The organism is Achromobacter sp. KK8 (assembly GCF_054188005.1).
On record NZ_CM135178.1, the window covers coordinates 2394608 to 2419797 of the forward strand.

General features: G+C 61.2%; 20 protein-coding genes, 2 tRNA genes, 3 rRNA genes and 1 other RNA gene. 18 read left to right on the forward strand and 8 right to left on the reverse strand.

Annotated features, from left to right (window positions below):
* The first annotated feature begins 12 nt into the window (after window positions 1–12).
* The gene (locus ACVN9Z_RS11145; protein ID WP_006388751.1) at window positions 13–645 is read left to right on the forward strand and encodes an FMN-dependent NADH-azoreductase; all 633 of its coding nucleotides are present in this window, start codon (window positions 13–15) and stop codon (window positions 643–645) included.
* A gap of 52 nt (window positions 646–697) precedes the next feature.
* On the opposite strand, the gene ACVN9Z_RS11150 is transcribed toward ACVN9Z_RS11145, so the two are convergent.
* The 4 genes from ACVN9Z_RS11150 to ACVN9Z_RS11165 all read right to left on the reverse strand — a co-directional run bounded on the left by ACVN9Z_RS11150 (window position 698) and on the right by ACVN9Z_RS11165 (window position 5447).
* On the reverse strand, window positions 698–1603 hold the full coding sequence (locus ACVN9Z_RS11150; RefSeq protein WP_006388752.1) for an NAD(P)-dependent oxidoreductase: 906 nt from the start codon (window positions 1601–1603) through the stop codon (window positions 698–700).
* 52 nt (window positions 1604–1655) lie between these two features.
* Window positions 1656–3260 carry a gamma-glutamyltransferase family protein gene (locus ACVN9Z_RS11155; RefSeq protein WP_458213391.1) on the reverse strand — a complete coding sequence of 535 codons (1605 nt, stop codon included), beginning with the start codon at window positions 3258–3260 and terminating at the stop codon, window positions 1656–1658.
* 203 nt (window positions 3261–3463) lie between these two features.
* Window positions 3464–4969, reverse strand: coding sequence for a tripartite tricarboxylate transporter permease (locus tag ACVN9Z_RS11160; protein ID WP_047993450.1), 1506 nt, complete (start codon window positions 4967–4969; stop codon window positions 3464–3466).
* Between the two features lie 13 nt (window positions 4970–4982).
* A complete protein-coding gene (locus ACVN9Z_RS11165; RefSeq protein ID WP_047993449.1) occupies window positions 4983–5447 on the reverse strand; it encodes a tripartite tricarboxylate transporter TctB family protein in 465 nt (154 codons plus the stop codon).
* 484 nt (window positions 5448–5931) lie between these two features.
* Between ACVN9Z_RS11165 and ACVN9Z_RS11170 the strand changes: the two genes are divergently transcribed.
* The 4 genes from ACVN9Z_RS11170 (at window position 5932) to ACVN9Z_RS11185 (ending at window position 7762) form a co-directional block, all read left to right on the forward strand.
* Window positions 5932–6378: a hypothetical protein gene (locus ACVN9Z_RS11170; protein WP_020925151.1), complete on the forward strand. Its 447-nt coding sequence runs from the start codon at window positions 5932–5934 to the stop codon at window positions 6376–6378.
* Entirely contained in the window at window positions 6378–6689 is a 312-nt protein-coding gene (locus tag ACVN9Z_RS11175; RefSeq protein ID WP_006388757.1) for a cell division protein ZapA, read from the forward strand. Before ACVN9Z_RS11170 ends, ACVN9Z_RS11175 begins: the two co-directional genes overlap by 1 nt.
* 43 nt (window positions 6690–6732) lie before the next feature.
* Window positions 6733–6917, forward strand: a non-coding RNA gene (gene ssrS / locus ACVN9Z_RS11180) — 6S RNA.
* A 74-nt stretch (window positions 6918–6991) separates the two neighbouring features.
* Window positions 6992–7762, forward strand: coding sequence for an SIMPL domain-containing protein (locus ACVN9Z_RS11185; RefSeq protein WP_006388758.1), 771 nt, complete (start codon window positions 6992–6994; stop codon window positions 7760–7762).
* Here ACVN9Z_RS11185 and lgt read toward each other — a convergent pair.
* Window positions 7737–8525 carry a prolipoprotein diacylglyceryl transferase gene (gene lgt / locus ACVN9Z_RS11190; RefSeq protein WP_006388759.1) on the reverse strand — a complete coding sequence of 263 codons (789 nt, stop codon included), beginning with the start codon at window positions 8523–8525 and terminating at the stop codon, window positions 7737–7739. The genes ACVN9Z_RS11185 and lgt overlap by 26 nt on opposite strands.
* 90 nt (window positions 8526–8615) lie before the next feature.
* On the opposite strand from lgt, the gene ilvD reads away from it, so the two are divergent.
* Genes ilvD through msrA form a run of 3 tightly spaced genes read left to right on the forward strand, consistent with a single transcriptional unit; the run spans window position 8616 to window position 11213 of the window.
* Window positions 8616–10301 (forward strand): dihydroxy-acid dehydratase, encoded by a 1686-nt coding sequence (gene ilvD, locus ACVN9Z_RS11195; protein WP_026382450.1) that lies wholly within the window; start codon window positions 8616–8618, stop codon window positions 10299–10301.
* Window positions 10285–10620 carry a c-type cytochrome gene (locus ACVN9Z_RS11200; RefSeq protein WP_006388761.1) on the forward strand — a complete coding sequence of 112 codons (336 nt, stop codon included), beginning with the start codon at window positions 10285–10287 and terminating at the stop codon, window positions 10618–10620. Before ilvD ends, ACVN9Z_RS11200 begins: the two co-directional genes overlap by 17 nt.
* 38 nt (window positions 10621–10658) lie before the next feature.
* Complete coding sequence (gene msrA, locus ACVN9Z_RS11205; RefSeq protein ID WP_006388762.1) at window positions 10659–11213, forward strand: peptide-methionine (S)-S-oxide reductase MsrA; 555 nt, start codon at window positions 10659–10661, stop codon at window positions 11211–11213.
* Window positions 11214–11296: 83 nt separating this feature from the next.
* On the opposite strand, the gene hppD is transcribed toward msrA, so the two are convergent.
* Window positions 11297–12409 (reverse strand): 4-hydroxyphenylpyruvate dioxygenase, encoded by a 1113-nt coding sequence (gene hppD / locus ACVN9Z_RS11210; RefSeq protein WP_240295169.1) that lies wholly within the window; start codon window positions 12407–12409, stop codon window positions 11297–11299.
* Between the two features lie 156 nt (window positions 12410–12565).
* Between hppD and ACVN9Z_RS11215 the strand changes: the two genes are divergently transcribed.
* The 7 genes from ACVN9Z_RS11215 (at window position 12566) to ACVN9Z_RS11245 (ending at window position 20391) form a co-directional block, all read left to right on the forward strand.
* Window positions 12566–13042 carry an Lrp/AsnC family transcriptional regulator gene (locus ACVN9Z_RS11215; protein ID WP_026382449.1) on the forward strand — a complete coding sequence of 159 codons (477 nt, stop codon included), beginning with the start codon at window positions 12566–12568 and terminating at the stop codon, window positions 13040–13042.
* 1309 nt (window positions 13043–14351) lie between these two features.
* Window positions 14352–15882: ribosomal RNA gene (locus ACVN9Z_RS11220) — 16S ribosomal RNA — on the forward strand.
* A gap of 130 nt (window positions 15883–16012) precedes the next feature.
* Window positions 16013–16089 (forward strand) — tRNA-Ile (locus ACVN9Z_RS11225).
* Between the two features lie 30 nt (window positions 16090–16119).
* Window positions 16120–16195 (forward strand) — tRNA-Ala (locus tag ACVN9Z_RS11230).
* A gap of 296 nt (window positions 16196–16491) precedes the next feature.
* Window positions 16492–19372 (forward strand): 23S ribosomal RNA (locus ACVN9Z_RS11235).
* Between the two features lie 199 nt (window positions 19373–19571).
* Window positions 19572–19684, forward strand: a 5S ribosomal RNA gene (gene rrf, locus ACVN9Z_RS11240).
* Together the 16S, 23S and 5S rRNA genes with 2 tRNA genes alongside form the textbook arrangement of a ribosomal RNA operon.
* A gap of 341 nt (window positions 19685–20025) precedes the next feature.
* Entirely contained in the window at window positions 20026–20391 is a 366-nt protein-coding gene (locus ACVN9Z_RS11245) for a DUF4870 family protein (protein ID WP_006388767.1), read from the forward strand.
* Window positions 20392–20515: 124 nt separating this feature from the next.
* Here the strand turns inward: ACVN9Z_RS11245 and ACVN9Z_RS11250 are convergent, their stop codons facing one another.
* Window positions 20516–21073 carry a LysE family translocator gene (locus tag ACVN9Z_RS11250; protein WP_232254242.1) on the reverse strand — a complete coding sequence of 186 codons (558 nt, stop codon included), beginning with the start codon at window positions 21071–21073 and terminating at the stop codon, window positions 20516–20518.
* Between the two features lie 179 nt (window positions 21074–21252).
* On the opposite strand from ACVN9Z_RS11250, the gene gcvA reads away from it, so the two are divergent.
* The gene (gcvA, locus tag ACVN9Z_RS11255; protein ID WP_054518232.1) at window positions 21253–22158 is read left to right on the forward strand and encodes a transcriptional regulator GcvA; all 906 of its coding nucleotides are present in this window, start codon (window positions 21253–21255) and stop codon (window positions 22156–22158) included.
* Between the two features lie 313 nt (window positions 22159–22471).
* On the opposite strand, the gene ACVN9Z_RS11260 is transcribed toward gcvA, so the two are convergent.
* Entirely contained in the window at window positions 22472–22750 is a 279-nt protein-coding gene (locus ACVN9Z_RS11260; RefSeq protein WP_006217453.1) for an SWIB/MDM2 domain-containing protein, read from the reverse strand.
* Window positions 22751–22897: 147 nt separating this feature from the next.
* Between ACVN9Z_RS11260 and ACVN9Z_RS11265 the strand changes: the two genes are divergently transcribed.
* Both ACVN9Z_RS11265 and pyrC read left to right on the forward strand, forming a co-directional pair.
* On the forward strand, window positions 22898–24091 hold the full coding sequence (locus ACVN9Z_RS11265; RefSeq protein ID WP_006388770.1) for a M20 aminoacylase family protein: 1194 nt from the start codon (window positions 22898–22900) through the stop codon (window positions 24089–24091).
* A gap of 11 nt (window positions 24092–24102) precedes the next feature.
* Window positions 24103–25167, forward strand: coding sequence for a dihydroorotase (gene pyrC, locus ACVN9Z_RS11270; protein WP_006388771.1), 1065 nt, complete (start codon window positions 24103–24105; stop codon window positions 25165–25167).
* Window positions 25168–25190: the final 23 nt, after the last annotated feature.

A 25190-nucleotide genomic window follows, 5' to 3' on the forward strand; every position in this document is an offset into this window, starting at 1 on the left:
GGAGATCACGTCATGAAGACCCTCGTCATCCTTTCCTCGATTCTCGGCAACCGCTCGCACAGCAAGGAACTGGCCGATCACATGGTGGCCCGCATCAAGCAGGCCAATCCCGCTGCCGTCATCACCACCCGCGACATCGGCGCCGAGCCCTTGCCGTACTTCGACGGCGCGACCGCCGGCGCCCTGTTCACGCCCGCCGATGCGCGTACGCTGGAGCAGCAACGCATCGTCGAACGCAGCGACGCGCTGGTTGCGGAACTGCTGCAGGCCGATCGCATCGTGTTCGCGGTGCCGGTCTACAACTTCAACCTGCCCGCCCAATTCAAGAGCTACCTGGACCACGTGGCCCGTGCCGGCGTCACGTTCCGTTATACGCCGGAAGGCGTGGCCGAGGGCCTGGTGAAGGGTAAGCAGGTGTTCGTGCTGACCGCGCGCGGCGGCAAGGCGGAAGGCACGCCCGCCGATACCATGACGCCGTACCTGCGGCAGATGCTGGGCTTCCTGGGCATGGATGAAGTCACGTTCATCGCCGCCGAAGGCATGGCGATGGGCGAAGTCGCGGCGCTCGAAGGCGTGGCACTGGCGCGCCAGCGCATCGACGCGCTCGACCTGGCGCCGTCGCAAGTCTCGCGGCAGGCCGCCTGACGCCACGAAAAAGCGGACCCGGCAGGTCCGCTTTTTTCATGTCGGCGGGCGTTCAATCCCGCAGGCGCTTGATCAGGCTGGAAGTATCCCAGCGGCCGCCGCCCATTTTCTGCACGTCGCCGTAGAACTGGTCCACCAGCGCCGTCAACGGCAGGCGCGCGCCATTGTGGCGGGCCTCGGCCAGCACCAGGCCGAGATCCTTGCGCATCCAGTCCACCGCGAAGCCGAAGTCGAACTTGTCGTCGACCATGGTGCCGCCGCGGTTTTCCATTTGCCAGCTCTGCGCCGCGCCTTTGCTGATCACGTCCAGCACCAGCTTCATGTCCAGGTCGGCGGCCTGGCCGAACGCCACGGCCTCGGACAGGCCCTGCACGATGCCGGCGATACAGATCTGGTTGACCATCTTGGCCAGTTGGCCGGCTCCGGGCGGACCCACGCGCGTCACGGCGCGGCCAAAGGCCTGAGCCACCGGCTTGATGGCGTCGAACACGGCCTGTTCTCCGCCGCACATGATGGTGAGAACGCCGTTGACCGCGCCGGCCTGGCCGCCCGACACCGGGGCGTCGATGAAGTTCAGGCCAAGATCCTTGGCTTGCGCGTAAAGTTCGCGCGCCACGTCCGCCGAGGCGGTGGTGTGGTCGACGAACACCGCGCCCGGGGCCATGCCGGCGAAGGCGCCGTCGGGTCCCAGGGTGACGCTGCGCAGGTCATCGTCGTTGCCGACGCAGGCGAACACGATCTGCGCGCCCGCGACCGCCTCGCGCGGCGTCATGGCGCTGCGGCCGCCGAATTCAGCGGCCCAGGCCTGGGCCTTGGAAGACGTGCGGTTGTAGACGGTGACGTCGTGCCCGGCGCGGGCCAGGTGGCCGGCCATGGGCAGGCCCATCACGCCCAGGCCGAGGAATGCGACTTTCTGGGCCACGACCGCGTCGTAGCTCTTGGTACCGATCGATGCCATGCAGGGGACTCCGCTGTGGAAAGGAAAACCTGAGGCAGTAACCTTAACGCAATCAATAGCCGGCGGCGAGTCCATCGCGACGGCTGTCGCTGGCGCTGACGTAGCCGTCGACGGCGGGATCGCCCAGGCGCCAGATGAACTGGCCGGAGCCGAAATCCATGTACGGGTCGTCGATGCCTTCAAGCACGTGGCCGCGCGCGCGCAGGCCCTGCGTCACGGCGGCGGGCATCGAGGTCTCCACGTCGACCGCCAGCCCCTGGTTCCACTTCCAGCGCGGGGCGTCGCAGGCCGCCTGGGGCTGCTGGCCGTAGTCGAGCATGCGCACCAGCGTCTGCACCTGGCCCTGCGGTTGCATGTTGCCGCCCATCACGCCAAAGCTCATCACCGGCGCGCCGTCGCGCATCAGGAAACCGGGAATGATGGTGTGGAATGGGCGCTTGCCGCCGGCCACCGCATTGGGATGATCGGCCTGGGTGCTGAAGCAGTGGCCGCGGTTCTGCAGGCTGACGCCGGTGCCCGGCACCACCACGCCCGAACCGAAGCCCATGTAGTTCGACTGGATGAAGCTGACCATCATGCCGCTTCGGTCGGCCGCGGTCAGGTAGACCGTGCCGCCCTGCGGGGCGTGGCCGCAGGCGAACGCCTGGGCGACGTTGGGATCGATCAGCCGCGCGCGCTCGGCAAGGTAGTCGGCGCGCAGCATCTGCTCGGGCGCCAGGCGCATGTGGCGGGCGTCGGCGACGTGGGCATAGACGTCGGCAAAGGCCAGCTTCATGGCCTCGAGCAGCAGGTGCTGCGTGTCGGGATGGTCGATGGGCCGTGCGGCCAGGTCGAAGTTCTGCAGGATGCCCAGCGCGATCAGGGCGGCGATGCCCTGGCCGTTCGGCGGAATCTGGTGCAGGGTGTGGCCGCGGTACGACTGGCTGATCGGCGTCACCCATTCCGGCGCGAAATCGCGCAGGTCGGCCAGCGTCATGGCGGCCTCATGGGCCTGTGCGTGGGCCACCAGCTTGTGGGCGGTTTCGCCCTCGTAGAAATCACGGCCGCCGCTTGCGGCGATGCGCTTGAGCGTTGCGGCGGCGCCTTTCAGGATGAAGTGCTCGCCGATCAGCGGAGCCCGTCCACGCGGCAGGAAGTGTTCCGAGAAGCCTGGCTGCGGTTGCAGCACGTCGGCCTGCGCCGCCCATTTCCGATGCACCATCGGACTGACGGCGAAGCCGCGCTCGGCGTAATCGATGGCGGGCGCGAGGACGTCGGCGAACGACAGCCGGCCCAGTTTTTCATGCAGCGCCGCCCAGCCCGCGACGCAGCCCGGCACCGTGACGCTGTCCCAGCCGCGGGGCGGTATCGCGCCCTGATGCCTGCGGCGGAAATAATCCGGGTTCCAGGCCATGGGCGCGGGACCCGATGCGTTCAGGCCGTGCAGTTTCGAGCCGTCCCAGACGATGGCGAAGCAATCCGATCCCAGGCCGTTGCTGACCGGCTCGGTCAGCGTCAGCGTCGCCGCCGCGGCGATGGCCGCATCCACCGCGTTGCCGCCGTTGGCCAATACGCATAGCCCCGCCTGCGCCGCCAATGGCTGCGAGGTGGCGACGATATTGCGGGCGAAGACCGGTGTGCGCGTCGTGGGATAGGGGTTGTTCCAGTCGAAATTCATGTCGAATCGTCGCGTGGGGTAAACCCGTAGCTTAACGTAGATGCCGGTGTTTGCGCGCACACCTTGTATTGGGTTGTAGTGCTTTGTTTCGTATGCCGGCTCGCGCCGGCGCCGGCCCGCCAAGCCGCGCGCGCAAAGAAAAACCCCCGGCAAGCCGGGGGTCGGTAGGGGACGCGATGCCGCCGCGCGCGGCGGCATTGTCCTCAATCTTCTTCGACGAAGGTCTCTTCGCGCTTCTTGCGGATCGCCGGCAGGGCCACCAGCACCACCAGGAACAGCGCCACGGCCAGCAGCGAGGCCGACAGCGGGCGCGTCACGAAGGTGCTGAAGTCGCCGCGCGACAGCAGCAGGGCACGGCGGAAGTTCTCTTCCATCATGGGGCCGAGCACCAGGCCCAGCAGCAGCGGGGCGCCTTCGCACTTCAGCTTCGACCAGACGTAGCCGATGATGCCGAAGATGGCGGTGGTGAAGATGTCGAACGTGTTGTAGTTCAACGAATACACCCCGATCGTGCAGAACACCAGGATCGCCGGGAACAGGATGCGGTAGGGCACCTTGAGCAGCTTGACCCACAGGCCGATCAGCGGCAGGTTCAGCACCACCAGCATCAGGTTGCCGATCCACATCGAGGCGATCAGGCCCCAGAACAGCTCGGGGTGGCTCGTCATCACTTGCGGGCCGGGCTGGATGTTGTGGATCGTCATCGCGCCGACCATCAGCGCCATCACGGCGTTGCCCGGGATGCCCAGGGTCAGCAGCGGGATGAACGAGGTCTGCGCGGCCGCGTTGTTGGCCGATTCCGGGCCCGCCAGGCCGGCCGGGTGGCCCTTGCCGAAGCGTTCCGGATTCTTCGAGATCTTCTTTTCCAGCGTGTACGACGCGAACGACGACAGCACCGCGCCGCCACCCGGCAGGATGCCCAGGGCCGAACCCAGGGCCGTGCCACGTATTACGGCAGGCGCGGCTTCCTTGAACTCCTGCTTGTTCGGGTACAGCGAACCGATCTTGTCGGTGATGTCGACGCGGTTTTCCTTCTGCTCCAGGTTGGTCATGATTTCGGCGAAGCCGAACACGCCCATGGCCACGATGGCGAAGTCGATGCCGTCCTGCAGTTCGGGGATGCCGAAGTCGAAGCGGGCCACGCCCGAGTTGACGTCGGTGCCGACCATGCCCAGCAGCAGGCCCAGGATGATCATCGCGATCGCCTTGGGCAGCGAGCCCGAGGCCAGCACCACGGCGCCGACCAGGCCCAGGCACATCAGCGAGAAGTACTCGGCGGGGCCGAACTTGAACGCGACTTCAGCCAGCGGGGGCGCGAAGGCGGCCAGCAGCAGCGTAGCCACGCAGCCCGCGAAGAACGAGCCCAGCGCGGCGATCGCCAGGGCGGCGCCGGCACGGCCATTGCGCGCCATCTGGTGACCGTCGAGCACGGTCACCACCGCGGACGTCTCACCAGGCAGCGCCACCAGAATGGCCGTGGTCGAGCCGCCATACTGGGCGCCGTAATAGATACCCGCCAGCATGATCAGGCCGGCCACCGGGGGCAGCACGTACGTGATCGGCAGCAGCATCGCGATGGTCGGGACCGGGCCGATACCCGGCAGCACGCCGATCAGCGTGCCCAGAATGCAGCCCAGCAGGGCGTACAGCAGGTTCTCGGGCGTGAACGCCACCGAGAAACCCATCATCAGGTGATCAATCAATTCCATGGCCGCTTGCTCCTTAATTCATGCCCAGAAACGACGGCCACAGCGGGAAAATCAGCCCCAGCCCCTTGACGAACGCCAGATACGAGAACACCACCAGGAAGATGCCATTGGCGACGGCGACCTTCAGGTTGAACTCGTGGCTGGCCAGGCTGCTGATGACGACCAGCAGGAACACCGAGATATAGATACCCAGCAGTTTCAGGACCAGGCCATAGAAGACCACGGAGCCGACCACCAGGAACACGATGCGCCAGTCGAACTTGTCGACGTGGGTTTCATGGGCCTTCTTGGACAGCGAGCCCAGCAGCACGATGGCACCCAGCAATGCGAGAACAATGCCCAGCCAGAAAGGAAAATACCCGGGGCCCATCCGGGCGGCAGTACCCATTTGGTAGCTGCTGGCTTGCCAGGCGAATCCCAGTCCAAGGGCGATGAACATCACCCCCGACCAGAAGTCCTGTCGATTGCGTAGCTGCATGATTGGTTGGCTCCTGTTTACAGCATGTAGATAAAAAGGGCTTGTGGTCCGCCACGCCGCCCGAAAGGCGAGTGACAGGCACAAAAAAGGCACGTCTGGGGTGCCCTTGGGTTCTTCTGAAAGCGTCGGCGAGGCTTCTTGAAAGGGCGAATGGTAATGGACGCCCGCGGCGATGCAAACCCTGTAAGCTAGGTGAAAGCCTGGGGTTTTCCCTAAAATTGGGGAACTCCCGATCCCCAGTTGTAACGGGACGGGCCAATTGAGGGTTTTTTGAAAGCTAAGTGAAAGTTGATAGAAAGAAATGCGAAAGCGGTTGTGGTGTGATCGTCGCGTTCCTGCCGCGCGGGGGACTTTTCTAGTCGGGCTCGATCGGTTATGTTGCCCGCCGCCGGCATGACCGCCGCATTTCCTACTGAATATTGCCGTGTTTCTCACCTTGCGTGAAGAGGCCCGATTCCCCACCGGATGGTTTACGATAGCGCCCATGCTGCAAGACCTAGACCAACTCGCCGCCCGTATCGGGCAACTGGTGCAACGCACCCGGCAACTCCACGCCGAGCGTGACGCGCTGCGCGCGCGCCTGAACGACTCCGAAACCGAGCAGCGTGTGCTCAAGCAACGCGCCGCTGAGCGTGATGCCGACATCGCCGCGCTGCAGGCCAAATTGCAGGACAACGACGGCGCCGTCACCGCGATGCTTGAGCAGGCGCAACAGGCCGAAGCCGCCTTGCGCGAACAGCTCGCACGCGAAACCGCCGAGCGCCAGTCGCTCGAGGCGCGTTTCTCCGCCCGGGAAACCGAACTGCAGGGCAACCTGCAACGCAGCGACACCGAACTACAGCGCCTGCGCGTGGCGGCCGCCGCCGCCCGCGAGCGCATCGACGCCGTCCTGGCCCGTCTGCCGGGTGCGCCGTCCGGAGAGCAACACTGATGGAACGCGTAGATGTAACGATACTCGGGCGCGACTACTCGCTGGCGTGCTCGGCCGAGGAAAAGCCCACGCTGCTGGCCGCGGTGCGCCACGTCGACCAGCTCATGCTGCGCATCCAGGGCACCGGCAAGGTCTCCAGCAACGAGCGCATCGCCGTGATGGCCGCGCTGCAGGTGGCTGGCGAGCTGCTCGCCATGAAAGCGCCGGATGGTCCGCTGGGTGGTTTGGCGGTCGGCGACTTCAAGCGTAGAATCGAGGACATGAACGCAGTCCTGGACGACGCCCTGTCAGGGCAAGAAAAGCTGCTCTGACGTTCATACGCGGTTTTCACCAAGGTTTTTCAGTATTTTCAGTTTGTCCCTGCCGTGTCCGTGACCTGGCCATACATTCTCTGAACCTATGTCTTATGGCATATTGGTTGCGGGAGTGCAGAGCTGGAGCGATTGTCTCTCGTAGACGAACCCGACGCTCTTCGGAACGCGACCACCTTGAACCTCAGGGTTCGAGATGCCGGCCTTGACGGCACAGGCGGGGCATCTATCCCAGCGGGCCTGCCACGAGCGCAGGTCCGCGTCGGGCGCCTCCCCATCGTCCTCCCTCATAGGACCAGTCCATGTCGAAATCCCCCGTTTTTTCGCTGACCAAACTTGGCGCGGCGTGCGCAGCCGTGGCCGCTTTGTCCATGGCGCAGCCCGTCTTCGCGCAGGCCCAGGCGCCGGCTCCCTCCACGGCGGAAGCCACGGCCAACCGGTCGCCGGAGCTGACCCTGCAAGCCACCGCGTCGTCCGAGGTCAAGCAGGACACGGTGCGCATCTCGCTGTCGGCCGAGACCGAGGCCGCCGACCAGCCCACCGCCGGCAAGAAGCTGACGGAGATGCTGGACGACGTGGCCAAGCGCGCGCGTGACACCAAGGGTGTCGAGGTGCGCACGGGCAGCTTCAACGTCTGGCCCAATTCCACCAGCAGCAGCAAAGGCAAGACCAGCACCACCTGGCGCGGCCAGGGCGAGATCATCCTCGAATCCAAGGATTTCGCGGCCGCCGCCGCGCTCGCGTCCAAGCTGTCCGACAAGACCGCCATTTCCAACATCAGCTTCTCGCTGTCGCGCGCCGTGCGCGAGGCCGAGGAACGCAAGCTGCTCAAGGAAGCCGCGCAGGCCTTCAAGGATCGCGCGCTGGCTGCCGCCAACGCCTTCGGCTTTTCGGGCTACCGCCTGAGCAAGCTCGAACTGGGCGGCTCCGGCGGCGTCACGCCGATGCCGCGCATGATGGGCGCCATGGCCAAGGACGCCTCGGGTGGCGCGGGCTTCAGCGCGGACGTCCCCCTGGAAGCGGGAGACGTCACGGTCAGCGTCGCCGTCAACGGGACGATCGTTTTGCAGTAAGCGCGAACATGATGGCGCCCAGGGCGACCATCGGCAGGGACAGCCACTGTCCCATGCTCAGTCCGCCCGCGAGCAGGCCCAGGAAGTTGTCCGGCTCGCGGGTGAACTCCACCAGGAAACGGAACGTTCCGTAGCCCATCAGGAAGACCGCGCTCACCTGCCCCAGCGGGCGCGGCTTGCTAGAGAACCACCACATCAGCGCGAACAGCACGATGCCTTCCAGCCCCAGTTCATACAACTGGGACGGGTGGCGCGCGATGCCGTCGCCGCTGCTCGGGAACACCATCGCCCACGGCACGTCGGTCGGGCGGCCCCACAGTTCGCCGTTGATGAAATTGCCCAGGCGGCCGAAGCCCAGCCCCAGGGGAATCAGCGGCGCGATGAAGTCGCTGACGGCGAAGAAGGGCAGGCCTTTCTTGCGCGCGAACAGCAGCATCACCACGATCACGCCGATCAGCCCGCCGTGGAACGACATGCCGCCTTCCCACAGGTAGGCCACTTCCAGCGGATGGGCCAGGTAGTAGTTCGGCTTGTAGAACAGCACGTAGCCCAGCCGCCCGCCCAGCACCACCCCCAGCACGCTATAGAAGATCAGGTCTTCCAGGTCGCGCACGTTCAGGGACGTGGTGTGGCCGCTGGTGATGCGGCGCCGGCCCAGCAGATAGACCAGCGCAAAGCCCACCAGGTACATCAGCCCGTACCAATGGATGGACAGCGGCCCGATCTGCAGGGCAACGGGGTCGAATTTTGGATATTGCAGCATGTTCCGCCCGACACAATGAAGTTGAATGATAATAACCGGCGAGCCCTGCGGTAGACCCGCGTCCTGACGGCCGACAGGAGACAACAGACCATGTCGCACAACGAACGTTCCCGCCACATCACCCACGGCGTCGCCCGCGCGCCCAATCGCGCCATGTATTACGCGCTCGGCTACCAGGAAGCCGACTTCGAGAACCCCATGATCGGCGTGGCCAACGGCCATTCGACCATCACGCCGTGCAACAGCGGCCTGCAGCGCCTGGCCGATGCCGCCATCGAGGCCATCCGGGGCGCCAAGGCCAATCCGCAGGTGTTCGGCACGCCCACCATTTCCGACGGCATGTCCATGGGCACCGAGGGCATGAAGTACTCCCTGGTGTCGCGCGAGGTCATCGCCGACTGTATCGAGACCGCGGCCCAGGGCCAGTGGATGGACGGTGTGGTGGTCATCGGCGGCTGCGACAAGAACATGCCGGGCGGCATGATCGCGCTGGCGCGCACCAATGTGCCGGGCATCTACGTCTATGGCGGCACCATCAAGCCGGGCCATTACCAGGGCAAGGACCTGACCATCGTGTCGGTGTTCGAGGCCGTCGGCGAATACACCATGGGCCGCATGGACGAGGCCGATTTCAAGCAGATCGAAAAATGCGCCATTCCCGGCTCGGGTTCCTGTGGCGGCATGTATACCGCCAACACCATGAGTTCGGCCTTCGAGGCCATGGGCATGAGCCTGCCGTATTCCAGCACGATGGCCAACGAAGACGACGAGAAAGTCGCCTCGGCCGCGGAATCGGCCCGGGTGCTCGTGGATGCGGTCAGGCGCGGCCTGCGGCCGCGCGACATCATCACGCGCGAATCCATCGAGAACGCGGTGTCGGTCATCATGGCGACGGGCGGTTCGACCAACGCCGTGCTGCATTTCCTGGCCATCGCCCACGCCGCCGAAGTGTCCTGGACCATCGACGATTTCGAACGCATCCGCCAGCGCGTGCCGGTGCTGTGCGACCTCAAGCCTTCCGGCAAGTACGTGGCGACCGACCTGCACCGGGCCGGCGGCATTCCGCAGGTCATGAAGCTGTTGCTCAACGCGGGCCTGCTGCATGGCGATTGCATCACCATCACCGGCCAGACCGTGGCGCAATCTTTGGCCGACGTGCCTGATACGCCGCGCGCCGACCAGGACGTGATCATGCCGCTGGACCGCGCCCTCTACCCCCAGGGCCATCTGGCCATTCTCAAGGGCAATTTGTCGCCGGAAGGCTGCGTGGCCAAGATCACCGGCCTGAAGAATCCGGTGATCACGGGCCCGGCGCGGGTCTTCGACTCCGAAGACGACGCCATGGCCGCCATCATGGCGCGCCAGATCCGCGATGGCGACGTGGTGGTGATCCGCTACGAAGGGCCGAAGGGCGGACCCGGCATGCGTGAAATGCTGGCGCCGACTTCCGCGCTGGTGGGGCAGGGCCTGGGAGAAACCGTCGGCCTCATCACCGACGGCCGCTTTTCGGGAGGCACGTGGGGCATGGTGGTGGGCCACGTGGCGCCCGAGGCCTTCGTCGGCGGCCCGATCGCGCTGATCCGCGAGGGCGATTCGGTTACCATCGATGCCCACAAGCTGCTGTTGCAGCTCAATATCAGCGACGAAGAGATGGCGGCTCGTCGCCAGGCCTGGGTCCAGCCCAAGCCGCGTTATACACGCGGTGTGCTTGCCAAGTTCGGCAAGCTCGCCAGCACCGCGAGCCGTGGGGCAGTAACCGATGCATTTGATACGTAGTCTGTTGGCGGTCGCCGCCGGCCTGCTGGTCGCCGGCGCGGCCCAAGGGCAAACCACCGGCCTGGATCTGGCCAAGAGCAAGGCCTGCATGGCCTGTCACCAGGTCGACGTCAAGCGCGTCGGGCCGCCGCTGGCCAGCGTGGCCGAACGCTACGCCGGGCAGGGCGACGCCATGGTGGATTACCTGGCCGGCAAGATCCGCAGCGGTGGCCGTGGCGCCTGGGGCGCCGTGCCCATGCCGGCGCAAACCCATGTCAGCCCGGAAGACGCCCGCCTGCTGGCCGAATGGATCCTGTCACTGGCGCCGGCCAAGAAGTAGTCGTATCGTTTCTGGATAGTTTCAGCAAAGGAATCGTCATGGCAGAACTACCCTCCCCGGGCAATGAGGTCGCCGTTCTCGGCGGCGGCTGTTTCTGGTGCGTCGAGGCGGTCTTCACCGACCTGCGCGGCGTCAAGAGCGTGCTGCCCGGCTACAGCGGCGGACACGTCGACAATCCCAGCTACGAGCAGGTCTGCGGCAAGGACACCGGGCATATCGAGGTCGCGCGCGTCGAGTTCGATCCCGTCGAACTGTCCTACAGCGACCTGCTGCGCGTGTTCTTCGCCACCCACGACCCGACCACCCCGGGCCGCCAGGGCAACGACATCGGCCCGCAGTATGAATCGGCCATCTTCTGGCAGAACGAAACCCAGCGCGAGCAGGCCGAGGCCGTGATCGCCGAGGTCGAGGCGCAGAAGGTCTATGACGCGCCCATCGTGACCAAGCTCCTGGCACCCGCGCGATTCTGGCCGGCCGAAGACTATCACCGCGATTATTTCGCGCTGCATCCCGAGCAGGGCTATTGCCAGTTCGTGATCGCGCCCAAGGTCGCCAAGTTCCGCAAGCAGTTCCAGGATCGCCTGAAGAAATAGGCGGGACGAAAAAAACCTCGCGCAAGGCGAGGTTTCAAGGCCAGCGCCGGGCACATGGGTACCGGCGCTGGAGGGGGAAGCGGTCAGTCGACGGTCTTCACCACGCCGCGGCGCATCTGGTCCAGTTCGATGGATTCGAACAGCGCCTTGAAATTGCCTTCGCCGAAACCGTCGTTGCCCTTGCGCTGGATGATCTCGAAGAAGATCGGGCCGATCTGGTTCTCGGTGAAGATCTGCAGCAGCAGGCCGCCATCGGGGGCGCCGTCCAGCAGGATACGGTTCTTCTGCAGGCGCGGCACGTCTTCGCCATGGTTGGGCAGGCGGCGGTCCAGCAGTTCGTAGTAGGTTTCCGGCGTATCCAGGAATACCACGCCATTGGCGCGCAGCGCCTCGATGGTGCCGTAGATGTCCTCGGTAGCCATGGCGATGTGCTGGATGCCTTCGCCACGGTACAGGTCCAGGTATTCCTGGATCTGGCCCTTCTCCTCGGTGCCTTCCTCGTTGATCGGAATGCGGATGTTGCCGCAGGGCGAGGTCATCGCCTTGGACTTCACGCCGGTCACCTTGCCTTCGATGTCGAAGTAACGCACTTCGCGGAAGTTGAACAGGCGCTCGTAGAACTCCGACCACTCGGCCATGCGGCCCTTGTGCACGTTGTGCGTCAGGTGGTCGACCAGCGTCAGCCCGGCGCCGCGGTGGTTCAGGTCGGCCTGCGCGTTCTGCGGATCCACCGGCACGAAGTCGACGTCATAGATGCTGATGTCGCCGATGCCGCCGTGGCCTTCCTTGCCGTTCCAGCGGTCCACCAGGTAGATCAGCGAATCGCCGATGCCCTTGATGGCGGGAATGTTCAGTTCCATCGGGCCGCTGTGCGAGTCGAAGCCCCAGGCGCCCAGCTCCAGCGCGCGCTTGTACGCAGCGGCCGCATCCTGGACACGGAAACCGATCGCACAGATCGACGGGCCGTGCAGGCGGGCGAAACGCTGCGCGAAAGAATCGGGTTCGGCGTTGATCAGGAAATTCACGCCGCCCTGGCGGTACAGCGTCACGTCCTTGTGGCGGTGCCTGGCGATTGCCTTGAAGCCCAGCAGTTCGAACACCTTGCGCAGCGCGGCGGGGTCCGGCGCGGCATATTCGATGAATTCGAACCCGGCGGTGCCCATCGGGTTGTCCCAGGGTTGGAAAGCGCTGCTCATGAGTCTGCTCCCTTGAGTCGTTGTAGAGGCGACTTGTCGTTCAAGTCTAGGATGAAGATTGTAGGGAGGAAAGGCAGGCAGACAATTGCAAACATGTCGCGAAAGTGGCAAGGTTGAGCAATAATATTGCCCACGATAAAAAATATGGGGCTGAAAATGTCTGACATGGAGCTGGATAGGACAGATATAAGGATCCTGGCCGAATTGCAACGGGACGGCCGCCTCAGCAACCAGGAGCTGGCGGACCGCGTATCGCTGTCGCCCAGTCCCTGCCTGCGCCGGGTGCGGCGGCTGGAAGAGAAGGGTTTCATCAAGAAGTACGTGGCGCTGATCGACGCCGACAAGGTCGGGCTGGGCCTGCTGGCCTACGTCAACATTCGCCTGAACAAGCACAGCGGTTCCAGCCACGCGCCCATGAGCGACTTCGCCCGCGACGTCCAGCTCTGGCCCGAGGTGGTCGAGTGCTATGCCATGTCCGGCGACATGGACTACCTGCTGCGTATCCAGGTCGCGGACCTGGCGCATTTCTCCAAGTTCGCCATGGACACCCTCATGCGCCATCCTGCCGTGGTCGACATGCGGTCATTCTTCGCGCTCCAGCAGATCAAGGAAACGACGGAGCTGCGGCTGTAGCGAGCGGGATGAGCCCCTGCCTGGTCTTCCATATAGGTGTCTATATAGAGATCGGAGAGCGCCGCGGTCGGCTGGAGGCTTCCCGTCCGTGATGCTCTGTATATATAGGGTGTCATCAGGAAGAGGGGGGGGGCTCGGTGGATTTCCACTGAAACATAAGTGGGGCCGAAAACGGGAACGCCTATCTACTATCTATATAGGGACGTATGTCCATCTCGTCGCGCTGTGGGAGCCTTCAGCCAAGGGGCAATCCAGAGGGAGCAGCCATATGGATAGGTACTCTATATAGAGCGAATGGCGCAGAACGGATGACTTTCCCGTGGCAAATGCGGGGTGCGTCCCCGAAAAACATCATCTTTCTGCAAAATGGTTGTCATGCCGGCGTGACAGGCCGAAATTCTGTGCTATAGTCTCGCTCCTTCGCAGTTCAAGCAGTTTTGTTGAGCGGCGGGGCCAGGCAAGTGCAACGGATCCGAGGGCTACGGCAAGCGGATCTGCCGCAGGGCAGCAAGGCGGTGAATCAGCGATGATTCTCTCGAACCGGCGGTCAGCGAATTTTGCATAGGATGGTGCGAATCAGGCAGAAGCCAGTTGCACGATCTGCAAAAATTGTGCTATAGTCTTGGGCTTGGCTGGTGACAGCGAATCAGGGTTTACCCGGTAGGGTGGTCTGGTCAGCGTTGCAAGCCGGCTGGAGCGGTAACCAACCTCCGAAGCGATTCGGGGCTGCTGCGAAGTGAAGCGATTCACGAAACGGCGGGTTGCAAGATAGGATGCAAGTTAGGCAAAAGCCGGTTGCATAATCTGCAAAAGTTGTGTTATAGTTTCAGGCTTGGCAGTTACCGAAAAATTAGGGTTAACCCTGATATTTCGATAGCTGCTAAAGAGAAAGCCGGGTGCGAGCCTGGTGAGACCTGAAGAGGTCGTAGGCAAGGCAGCGAAGTGAAGCAAGCGACGCTGACTTGACAAACGATAAAAACTTCTTCATAATCTCGTTTCTCTGCTGCTGACACAGCGATCGACGCGAAAGCGAAATCGCCGAAGAAAGCGGAAGATGCAGTAAGTAGTTTGGTAGTACAGAATTTGGCAGTACCGCTCTTTAACAATTAAACAACCGATAAGTGTGGGCGCTTGATGCGAGTGCACAGTGATTGGGTTTTAAATCCTTTCACAAGCACAATGAAATCAAGTGCTCACTAGAAGTGAAGTACCTTAGATGTCAAGTCTAAGCACATACCTCACTTCCTTTGAGTAGCGACGTATGACTCGGTTCTTCGGAACTAAGAAATACGAAACAAATACAGAGATTAAACTGAAGAGTTTGATCCTGGCTCAGATTGAACGCTAGCGGGATGCCTTACACATGCAAGTCGAACGGCAGCACGGACTTCGGTCTGGTGGCGAGTGGCGAACGGGTGAGTAATGTATCGGAACGTGCCCAGTAGCGGGGGATAACTACGCGAAAGCGTAGCTAATACCGCATACGCCCTACGGGGGAAAGCAGGGGATCGCAAGACCTTGCACTATTGGAGCGGCCGATATCGGATTAGCTAGTTGGTGGGGTAACGGCTCACCAAGGCGACGATCCGTAGCTGGTTTGAGAGGACGACCAGCCACACTGGGACTGAGACACGGCCCAGACTCCTACGGGAGGCAGCAGTGGGGAATTTTGGACAATGGGGGAAACCCTGATCCAGCCATCCCGCGTGTGCGATGAAGGCCTTCGGGTTGTAAAGCACTTTTGGCAGGAAAGAAACGTCGCGGGTTAATACCTCGCGAAACTGACGGTACCTGCAGAATAAGCACCGGCTAACTACGTGCCAGCAGCCGCGGTAATACGTAGGGTGCAAGCGTTAATCGGAATTACTGGGCGTAAAGCGTGCGCAGGCGGTTCGGAAAGAAAGATGTGAAATCCCAGAGCTTAACTTTGGAACTGCATTTTTAACTACCGGGCTAGAGTGTGTCAGAGGGAGGTGGAATTCCGCGTGTAGCAGTGAAATGCGTAGATATGCGGAGGAACACCGATGGCGAAGGCAGCCTCCTGGGATAACACTGACGCTCATGCACGAAAGCGTGGGGAGCAAACAGGATTAGATACCCTGGTAGTCCACGCCCTAAACGATGTCAACTAGCTGTTGGGGCCTTCGGGCCTTGGTAGCGCAGCTAACGCGTGAAGTTGACCGCCTGGGGAGTACGGTCGCAAGATTAAAACTCAAAGGAATTGACGGGGACCCGCACAAGCGGTGGATGATGTGGATTAATTCGATGCAACGCGAAAAACCTTACCTACCCTTGACATGTCTGGAATGCCGAAGAGATTTGGCAGTGCTCGCAAGAGAACCGGAACACAGGTGCTGCATGGCTGTCGTCAGCTCGTGTCGTGAGATGTTGGGTTAAGTCCCGCAACGAGCGCAACCCTTGTCATTAGTTGCTACGAAAGGGCACTCTAATGAGACTGCCGGTGACAAACCGGAGGAAGGTGGGGATGACGTCAAGTCCTCATGGCCCTTATGGGTAGGGCTTCACACGTCATACAATGGTCGGGACAGAGGGTCGCCAACCCGCGAGGGGGAGCCAATCCCAGAAACCCGATCGTAGTCCGGATCGCAGTCTGCAACTCGACTGCGTGAAGTCGGAATCGCTAGTAATCGCGGATCAGCATGTCGCGGTGAATACGTTCCCGGGTCTTGTACACACCGCCCGTCACACCATGGGAGTGGGTTTTACCAGAAGTAGTTAGCCTAACCGCAAGGGGGGCGATTACCACGGTAGGATTCATGACTGGGGTGAAGTCGTAACAAGGTAGCCGTATCGGAAGGTGCGGCTGGATCACCTCCTTTCAGAGCTTAGTGCTCGTGTTAAGCGTCCACTCTTATCGGTTGTTTGATATAGCTGGGATCGGTTGTGGGCTTGGGTAGAGGGACTCCTCCCTGTGTCCATGACTTCTGACTACTGATCCGAGAAGGTTTTGGGTCTGTAGCTCAGTCGGTTAGAGCACCGTCTTGATAAGGCGGGGGTCGTTGGTTCGAATCCAACCAGACCCACCAAGTATTCGCAGGTAGAGATGCCGTGGATATGGGGGTGTAGCTCAGCTGGGAGAGCGCCTGCTTTGCAAGCAGGATGTCATCGGTTCGATCCCGTTCACCTCCACCAAGACCTGTGCCTGGTGGGATGTAGAGGCTAACTCATAGTGTCGTGCGGATAATATCTGCCCGGTCTTATGAGTTGGGTTTTACTCAACAGCTATATTCGTTCTTTAACAATCTGGAAGAAGCACAACGAAATGTGCTCATCGAGTAATCAGCTTGCTGATGAAGATGGGTACGGGTTGTGATTGCATTAATTTTGTTCCAAGTTCTCAAGACTGGGGTGAATAACCTCAGACTGCTTTGAAACTTATGAACGGCACAAACGCTAATACTCAGGTCCTATAGCCTACAGCGTTATAGGATCAAGCGACTAAGTGCATATGGTGGATGCCTTGGCGATCACAGGCGATGAAGGACGTAGTAGCCTGCGAAAAGCTGCGGGGAGCTGGCAAACAAGCTTTGATCCGCAGATATCCGAATGGGGAAACCCACTCCGTAAGGAGTATCCCTGACTGAATACATAGGTCAGTGGAAGCGAACCGGGTGAACTGAAACATCTCAGTAGCTCGAGGAAAAGAAATCAACCGAGATTCCGAAAGTAGTGGCGAGCGAAATCGGAAGAGCCTTCACGTTTTAGCATGCAAGATAGTCGAACGGAATGGAAAGTCCGGCCGTAGCAGGTGATAGCCCTGTAGACGAAATTTTGTGTGTGGAACTAAGCGTGAGAAAAGTAGGGCGGGACACGTGAAATCCTGTTTGAAGATGGGGGGACCATCCTCCAAGGCTAAATACTCGTGATCGACCGATAGTGAACCAGTACCGTGAGGGAAAGGCGAAAAGAACCCCGGAAGGGGAGTGAAATAGATCCTGAAACCGTATGCATACAAACAGTAGGAGCCTCCTTGTGGGGTGACTGCGTACCTTTTGTATAATGGGTCAGCGACTTACATTCAGTGGCAAGGTTAACCGAATAGGGAAGCCGTAGCGAAAGCGAGTCCGAATAGGGCGATTCAGTCGCTGGGTGTAGACCCGAAACCAGATGATCTATCCATGGCCAGGTTGAAGGCACGGTAACACGTGCTGGAGGACCGAACCCACTAATGTTGAAAAATTAGGGGATGAGCTGTGGATAGGGGTGAAAGGCTAAACAAATCTGGAAATAGCTGGTTCTCTCCGAAAACTATTTAGGTAGTGCCTCAAGTATTACTGCGGGGGGTAGAGCACTGTTATAGCTAGGGGGTCATGGCGACTTACCAAACTATGGCAAACTCCGAATACCCGCAAGTACAGCTTGGGAGACAGAGCACCGGGTGCTAACGTCCGGACTCAAGAGGGAAACAACCCAGACCGCCAGCTAAGGTCCCAAATTATCGCTAAGTGGGAAACGAAGTGGGAAGGCATAGACAGTCAGGAGGTTGGCTTAGAAGCAGCCATCCTTTAAAGAAAGCGTAATAGCTCACTGATCGAGTCGTCCTGCGCGGAAGATGTAACGGGGCTAAGCGATAAACCGAAGCTGCGGGTGTGTACTTTGTACACGCGGTAGGAGAGCGTTCTGTAAGCCTGCGAAGGTGGCTTGTAAAGGCTGCTGGAGGTATCAGAAGTGCGAATGCTGACATGAGTAGCGATAAAGGGGGTGAAAAGCCCCCTCGCCGTAAGTCCAAGGTTTCCTGCGCAACGTTCATCGGCGCAGGGTGAGTCGGCCCCTAAGGCGAGGCAGAGATGCGTAGCTGATGGGAAGCTGGTTAATATTCCAGCACCGTCGTACAGTGCGATGGGGGGACGGATCGCGGAAGATCATCAGGGTGTTGGATGTCCCTGTTGACGTATCGAAGATGGCGCTTAGGCAAATCCGGGCGCGTAAATCAAGGGTACGGCACGAGCGAGCATTGCTTGCGAAGTGATTGGAAGTGGTTCCAAGAAAAGCCTCTAAGCTTCAGCTGTACGAGACCGTACCGCAAACCGACACAGGTGGACGGGATGAATATTCCAAGGCGCTTGAGAGAACTCAGGAGAAGGAACTCGGCAAATTGATACCGTAACTTCGGGAGAAGGTATACCCCGGTAGTGTGAAGCGCCTGCGCGCTTAGCATGATGGGGTCGCAGAGAATCGGTGGCTGCGACTGTTTATTAAAAACACAGCACTCTGCAAAGACGAAAGTCGACGTATAGGGTGTGACGCCTGCCCGGTGCCGGAAGGTTAAGTGATGGGGTGCAAGCTCTTGATCGAAGCCCCGGTAAACGGCGGCCGTAACTATAACGGTCCTAAGGTAGCGAAATTCCTTGTCGGGTAAGTTCCGACCTGCACGAATGGCGTAACGATGGCCACACTGTCTCCTCCTGAGACTCAGCGAAGTTGAAGTGTTTGTGATGATGCAATCTACCCGCGGCTAGACGGAAAGACCCCATGAACCTTTACTGTAGCTTTGCATTGGACTGTGAACCGGCCTGTGTAGGATAGGTGGGAGGCTTTGAAGCGTGGTCGCTAGATCACGTGGAGCCATCCTTGAAATACCACCCTGGTTTGTTTGCGGTTCTAACCTTGGTCCGTTATCCGGATCGGGGACAGTGCATGGTGGGCAGTTTGACTGGGGCGGTCTCCTCCCAAAGTGTAACGGAGGAGTTCGAAGGTACGCTAGGTACGGTCGGAAATCGTGCTGATAGTGCAATGGCATAAGCGTGCTTGACTGTGAGACTGACAAGTCGAACAGGTGCGAAAGCAGGACATAGTGATCCGGTGGTTCTGAATGGAAGGGCCATCGCTCAACGGATAAAAGGTACTCTGGGGATAACAGGCTGATACCGCCCAAGAGTTCATATCGACGGCGGTGTTTGGCACCTCGATGTCGGCTCATCTCATCCTGGGGCTGTAGCCGGTCCCAAGGGTATGGCTGTTCGCCATTTAAAGAGGTACGTGAGCTGGGTTTAAAACGTCGTGAGACAGTTTGGTCCCTATCTGCCGTGGGCGTTGGATACTTGACGGAGCCTGCTCCTAGTACGAGAGGACCGGAGTGGACGTACCTCTGGTGTACCGGTTGTCATGCCAATGGCATTGCCGGGTAGCTAAGTACGGAAGAGATAACCGCTGAAGGCATCTAAGCGGGAAACTCGTCTGAAGATTAGGTATCCCGGGGACTTGATCCCCCTAAAGAGTCGTTCGAGACCAGGACGTTGATAGGTCGGGTGTGGAAGCGCAGTAATGCGTTAAGCTAACCGATACTAATTGCTCGTGAGGCTTGATCCTATAACACTGATGGTTATGACCTGGTGATATAGCGTTCCAAGTGTCGTTCAATACAAAATCTGGCTGCCCCGTCAGCAGCCAGCCAACACCAATTACACCCACTGTGCGGGATCATCGAGACACTCTCTGATCCCCACACGTTGCGCTTCTTCCAAGATTGGAGCGGTTGTCCCCAAAGGCAATCTCTCAACCCGTTACGCCTGACGACCATAGCAAGGTGGTACCACTCCTTCCCATCCCGAACAGGACAGTGAAACGCCTTTGCGCCGATGATAGTGGACGGACGTCTGTGAAAGTAGGTCATCGTCAGGCTTTTATTGCTCAAAACCCCACAGGCTCGCGCCTGTGGGGTTTTGTTTTTGTGGCGTGTGAAACAAGAACCCCCGTGCGGCTGGCGCCGCATGGGGGTTCTTGTTTGTTGGGTCGATGACTTGCGGAGCCGGTTTCACCTCGGCGATGCTCCCTTCAAGGCGGCCCGACAGCTCGCGCAATCGACGTTCCGGTGATCTTCCCGGCGCTGAAAATGGACAGCCAAAATCTCCTCGAGCAAGCCTGCAAGCCGCGCCAGCATTGAATGTGCCTAAATAACAACGCTCGTGGGCCGGCTGGCTTTGTGCGGTAAGATTGACCGAGTCAATTGTTGGAGCGTAATCGTGAGTGATACCCAGACCCCCGCGCCCGGTACGGCATTAGACCTGCGCACGCTGACCCATGTGGCCTATGGCTTGTTTGCCCTGGGCTTTCTGACCAGTGGTTTCCTGGGCATTGCCACGCTGGCGGCCGTCGTGCTGATGTATCTGAAGCGCTCGGATGCCGCCGGCACCGTCTACGCCGCCCATTTCGACTGGCTGCTGCGCACTTTCTGGTGGGCGCTGTTGTGGCTCGCCATCAGCGGCCTGGCCCTGGTCATCTATATTGGATGGATCGGCGTGGTCGCGACGGTGGTCTGGGGCCTGTATCGCCTGATCAAGGGTTGGCTGGCCCTGCTGGAAGGTACCGCGCCGACCAGCTACGCCTGATCCCGGGCGATTTCCGTTAGAAAGGCCGACGTCACCGTCGGCCTTTTCATTTACAGCGAGCCCGGGGAATCATGTTTGCGCAAGCCAGGGCATGTCGCCCGCCGTCCCGGCAGGAACGCCTGGCTCAGTTCAAGACGACATACAGCGCCACCAGCAGCATGGAGGTGCCAAACACCGCAGCCTGAATCCGTAATGCGCGGGGCGATTCAAAGCGTCCAAGTATCACCTTGCCGCCGTAGATCCACGGGAAATGGCAGAACAGGCCCAGTACGACGAAAGCGGCGCTGAGCTGGCCGACCTGCGATGACAGGTTGGCGTCGGGCGCCAGGAACTGCGCGAACATGACCGCGATCATCGAATGGATCTTCGGGTTGAAGATCACGCAGATGAAGCCGTCGATGAAGCCGAGCCGCTTGCCGCCGGCTGCCTGGCTGGACGGTTTGGCGGAGGCGCGGAAGAACCCCCACGCCAGGTAGAGAAGGTAGACGATGCCGGCCCATTTCAGGGCCGCGTGTATCTCCGGATGCTCATGCAGGGCGCCACCCAGGCCCAGGCCGTAAATCAGGCACAACGCCAGGTTGGCTGCCTCGAAACCAGCCCAGAATGGCACCGAGCCGCCGACGCCGTGGCGGCCTCCCGCAGTGGCCAGCAAGGTATTGCCGGGTCCCGGGCTGATGATCATGGGTACCGCGTAACCCAGGAATGCCGCCCATGTTTCCCAACCCGCCATTGCCGCTCCTTTTTCGTGTATGAGCCGGCACGCGGGGATTCGATTGCCGGCGGAGCCGTTATTAGAAGAGGCTTATCCGGCGTGGCCAAACGATCTATTCTCATGCCTTCGATAACTCCAGCTAATCGACCATGCGACGCCTGCCTCCGTTGGGTGCGTTACGCGCTTTTGAAGCCGCTGCGCGGCACCTGAGTTTCACGCGCGCGGCAATGGAACTCTGCGTGACCCAGGCCGCCATCAGCCACCAGGTCCGACAGCTCGAACAATGGCTGGGCAGGCCGCTGTTCGAAAGGCGTGGCCATGTATTGGCCCTGACCCGCAAGGGCGAGACCTACCTGGATGAGCTATCGCTCGCGTTTGATCGGATGGCGGCGGCGACCGAGCGGGTGCGGGAGCGCCGTGACGGGCCTTTGCGGATCACGGTGTTGCCATCTTTTGCGTCGCGCTGGTTGCTGCCGCGGTTGCCGGCGTTTCGCGAACGTCACCCCGAGATTGAATTCCGTGTTTCCAGTGCGACGCGATTGTGGGAGGGCAACGATGAATTCGATCTGGGGATACGGTCCGGCCTGGGGCGCTGGCCAGGTTTGAAAGCCGATTTGATCGCACGGGAATATCTCAGTCCGGTATGTCATCCGGACCTGGCGCAAGGACCGCCTGCTTTGACCGAACCGGCCGATCTTGCGAAGGTCATGCTGCTGCATGACGAACCGCGTGCAGCCTGGCGTCTATGGTGCGAACTGGCTGGCGTGTCGCTCGATCTGGAGCAGGGAGTGCAATTCAGCGATGCCGCGCTGGTGTTGCAGGCCGCCGCCGATGGCGCAGGCGTGGCGCTGGGACGCCTGCTGCTGGCTGCCGACGATCTGCGCGCGGGCCGCCTGGTCCAGTTGTTCGACACGGTGCTGGCCAATGACTACAGCTACTGGCTGGTCTATCCGCGCGCGGCCTTGCAACGGCCGCAAGCCATGGCATTCCGGAACTGGTTGCTGCAAGAGGCGCAGCAAGCGCGTTTGCCGCCACATCCAGGGAAAGTTGCATGAGCCAGGCGTGGCGCGGCTTTGCGGCAATTCGTGCGATTGCTTGCGGAGCGTGGCGAAGTCATTGCGGGTGTGCAATGGCGCACTGATGACACGGCTCGCGCGCTGCAATTACGCATGATGATGCGTGGTGGGCGGAAAAGTTGGGGAGTTTGGCCATGTACCCATTGCGTGTATGGCACTGGCGCGGCAAAGCGGGGATGCTTGCCTGGCTGTGGCGTGGAGGTGCCACAGGAAGTCGGTTCCGCCCGGCGTTCAAGCCAGGGCGTCGCGACAGTATCGAGGCAGGGACGTACGGGGTACGCCCTTTGCCTGCTTACTTCAGATGTGCGTTGACCAGCTTGGTCAGTTCGAACATCGTGACCTGATCCTTGCCGAAGATCGGGCGCAGCTTGGCATCGGCGTTGATGTTGCGCTTGTTGCTCGCATCTTGCAGGTTGTGCTTCTTGATGTATTCCCAGATCTTCTTGGTGACCTCGGTGCGCGGCACGGCTTCCGAACCGATCACAGCAGCCAGTTCGGCGCTGGGAGTCAGGGGCTTCATGAATGCAGCGTTCGGCTTGCGCGCGGTCGCGGGTTTGGAGGTTGTGGCCATAATGCGGCGCTCCTTCTCTGGCTGTTGGAAAAATTGTCCTGCGGCCGGAGCATAACGTGTCTCTCCCGTAAAGACAAAGGCATTTATCCTCTGTAGCAACTAAAATATCCCAACCGTCCCCCTTCCCACGTCATTCTGTAACCTCCTATGTACGCACGTTCTCCTTTGGAATCAATTCGCCTGTTTCATGACGAATTGACGGCGCTGAGGCGCGACTTGCATGCCCATCCTGAATTGGGCTTCGAAGAAGTCCGGACCTCCGGGATCGTCGCGGGAGCGCTGGAAGCGCTGGGAATCGAGGTGCACCGGGGCATTGGCAAGACCGGCGTGGTAGGCGTGATCCGCGGCAGACGCTGTGATAGCGGGCGCATGATCGGCCTGCGTGCCGACATGGATGCCTTGCCGATGACCGAAGACAACGAGTTCGGCCACAAGTCGACCAAGCCGGGTCTGATGCATGGCTGTGGTCATGACGGCCACACGGCGGTCCTGATCGGCGCGGCCAAGTACCTGGCGCAGACCCGCAATTTCGATGGGACAGCCGTGCTCATCTTCCAGCCGGCCGAGGAAGGGCGAGGCGGGGCGAAAGCCATGATGGAGGACGGGTTATTCGATACCTTCCCCTGTGACGCGATCTATGCGTTGCACAATTGGCCGGGCCTGCGGCCCGGCACCATCGGCATCAATCCAGGCCCCATGATGGCGGCGGCCGACCGGTTCGAGATCCTGATCACCGGTCGCGGCGGACACGGCGCGCATCCTTATCAGACCATTGACCCGGTCACCATCGCCGGCCAGGTCATCACGGCATTGCAGACGATCGTGTCGCGCAACGTCAATCCGCTGGATTCCGCGGTGGTGTCCATCGGATCGCTGCAGGCCGGGCACCCGGGCGCGATGAGCGTGATCCCGCGCGAGGCCCGCCTGGTGGGCACGGTACGCACTTTCCGCAAGTCGGTGCAGGAGATGGTCGAGACACGCATGCGCGAGTTGGTCACGGCCATCGCCGGCGCGTTCGGCGGCACCGCCGAACTCACCTACGAACGCATCTATCCCGCCACGCTGAATACGCCGCAGCATGCCAATCTGGTCGCGGATATCGCGACCGAGATGATCGGCAAGGAAAACGTGGTGCGCGATCTGGTGCCTTCGATGGGATCGGAGGATTTTTCCTTCATGCTGCAAAGTAAGCCTGGCGCCTACTTCCGGCTGGGCCAGGGCGGAGCCGAGTCCGGCTGCGTACTGCACAACTCGCATTTCGATTTCAACGATGCCGTCATTCCCCTGGGGAGCGCGATGTTCTGCGCGCTGGCCGAACGGGGCATGCCGCTGGCAGATTAAGAAGCTTCCATATGTCTACGCAAAACACGACCCAACTGACGATTACCCGCCCTGACGACTGGCACCTGCACCTGCGCGACGGCGCGGCGCTGGAAGCTGTGGTGGCGGATACGGCGCGGCAATTCGCGCGCGCCATCATCATGCCCAACCTGAAGCCGCCGGTGACCACCACCGAGCAGGCGCTGGCCTACCGCGGCCGCATCCTGGCGGCGCTGGCCAAGGCCGGTGGCAAGGTCGACGCCTTCACGCCGCTGATGACGCTGTACCTGACGGACAATACCTCGGCCGAAGAAATCTTTCGTGCGCACGAATCGGGCCAGGTCTATGCGGTCAAGCTGTATCCGGCCGGCGCCACCACCAACTCCGACGCCGGCGTGACCGACCTGCTGGGCAAGTGCGCCAAGGCCCTGGAAGCGCTGGAAAAATGCGGCATGCCGCTGCTGGTCCATGGCGAGGTGACCGACCCGTCGATCGATGTGTTCGACCGCGAAGCGATCTTCGTCGAGCGCGTGATGAAGCCGCTGCGCCGTGCGTTCCCGGCCCTGAAGGTGGTGTTCGAACACATCACCACCAAGGAAGGCGCCGAGTACGTGCGCGATGCCGAAGGCCCGATCGCGGCCACGATCACGCCGCAGCACATGCTGTACAACCGCAACGCGATTTTCCAGGGCGGCGTGCGGCCCCATTGGTATTGCCTGCCGATCCTCAAGCGCGAAACCCATCGGCTGGCGCTGGTGGAAGCGGCGACCAGCGGCAGTCCGCGCTTCTTCCTGGGCACGGACAGCGCGCCGCATGCGCGCGGCCTGAAGGAGCATGCATGCGGCTGTGCGGGCTGCTATACCGCGCTGCACGCGATGGAACTTTACGCCACGGCGTTCGACGCCGTCGGCAAGCTCGACAAGCTGGAGGGTTTCGCCAGCTTCCATGGTCCGGATTTCTACGGCCTGCCGCGCAATACCGGAACCCTGACGCTGGTGCGCGAAAGCTTCCAGATTCCCGAAGAGCTGCCGTTCGGCAATACCGCGTTGGTGCCTTTGGCGGCGGGCGAGACGCTGACCTGGCGCGCGGCCATCTGATCGCGCCGGCCGCCGCCCTCTAT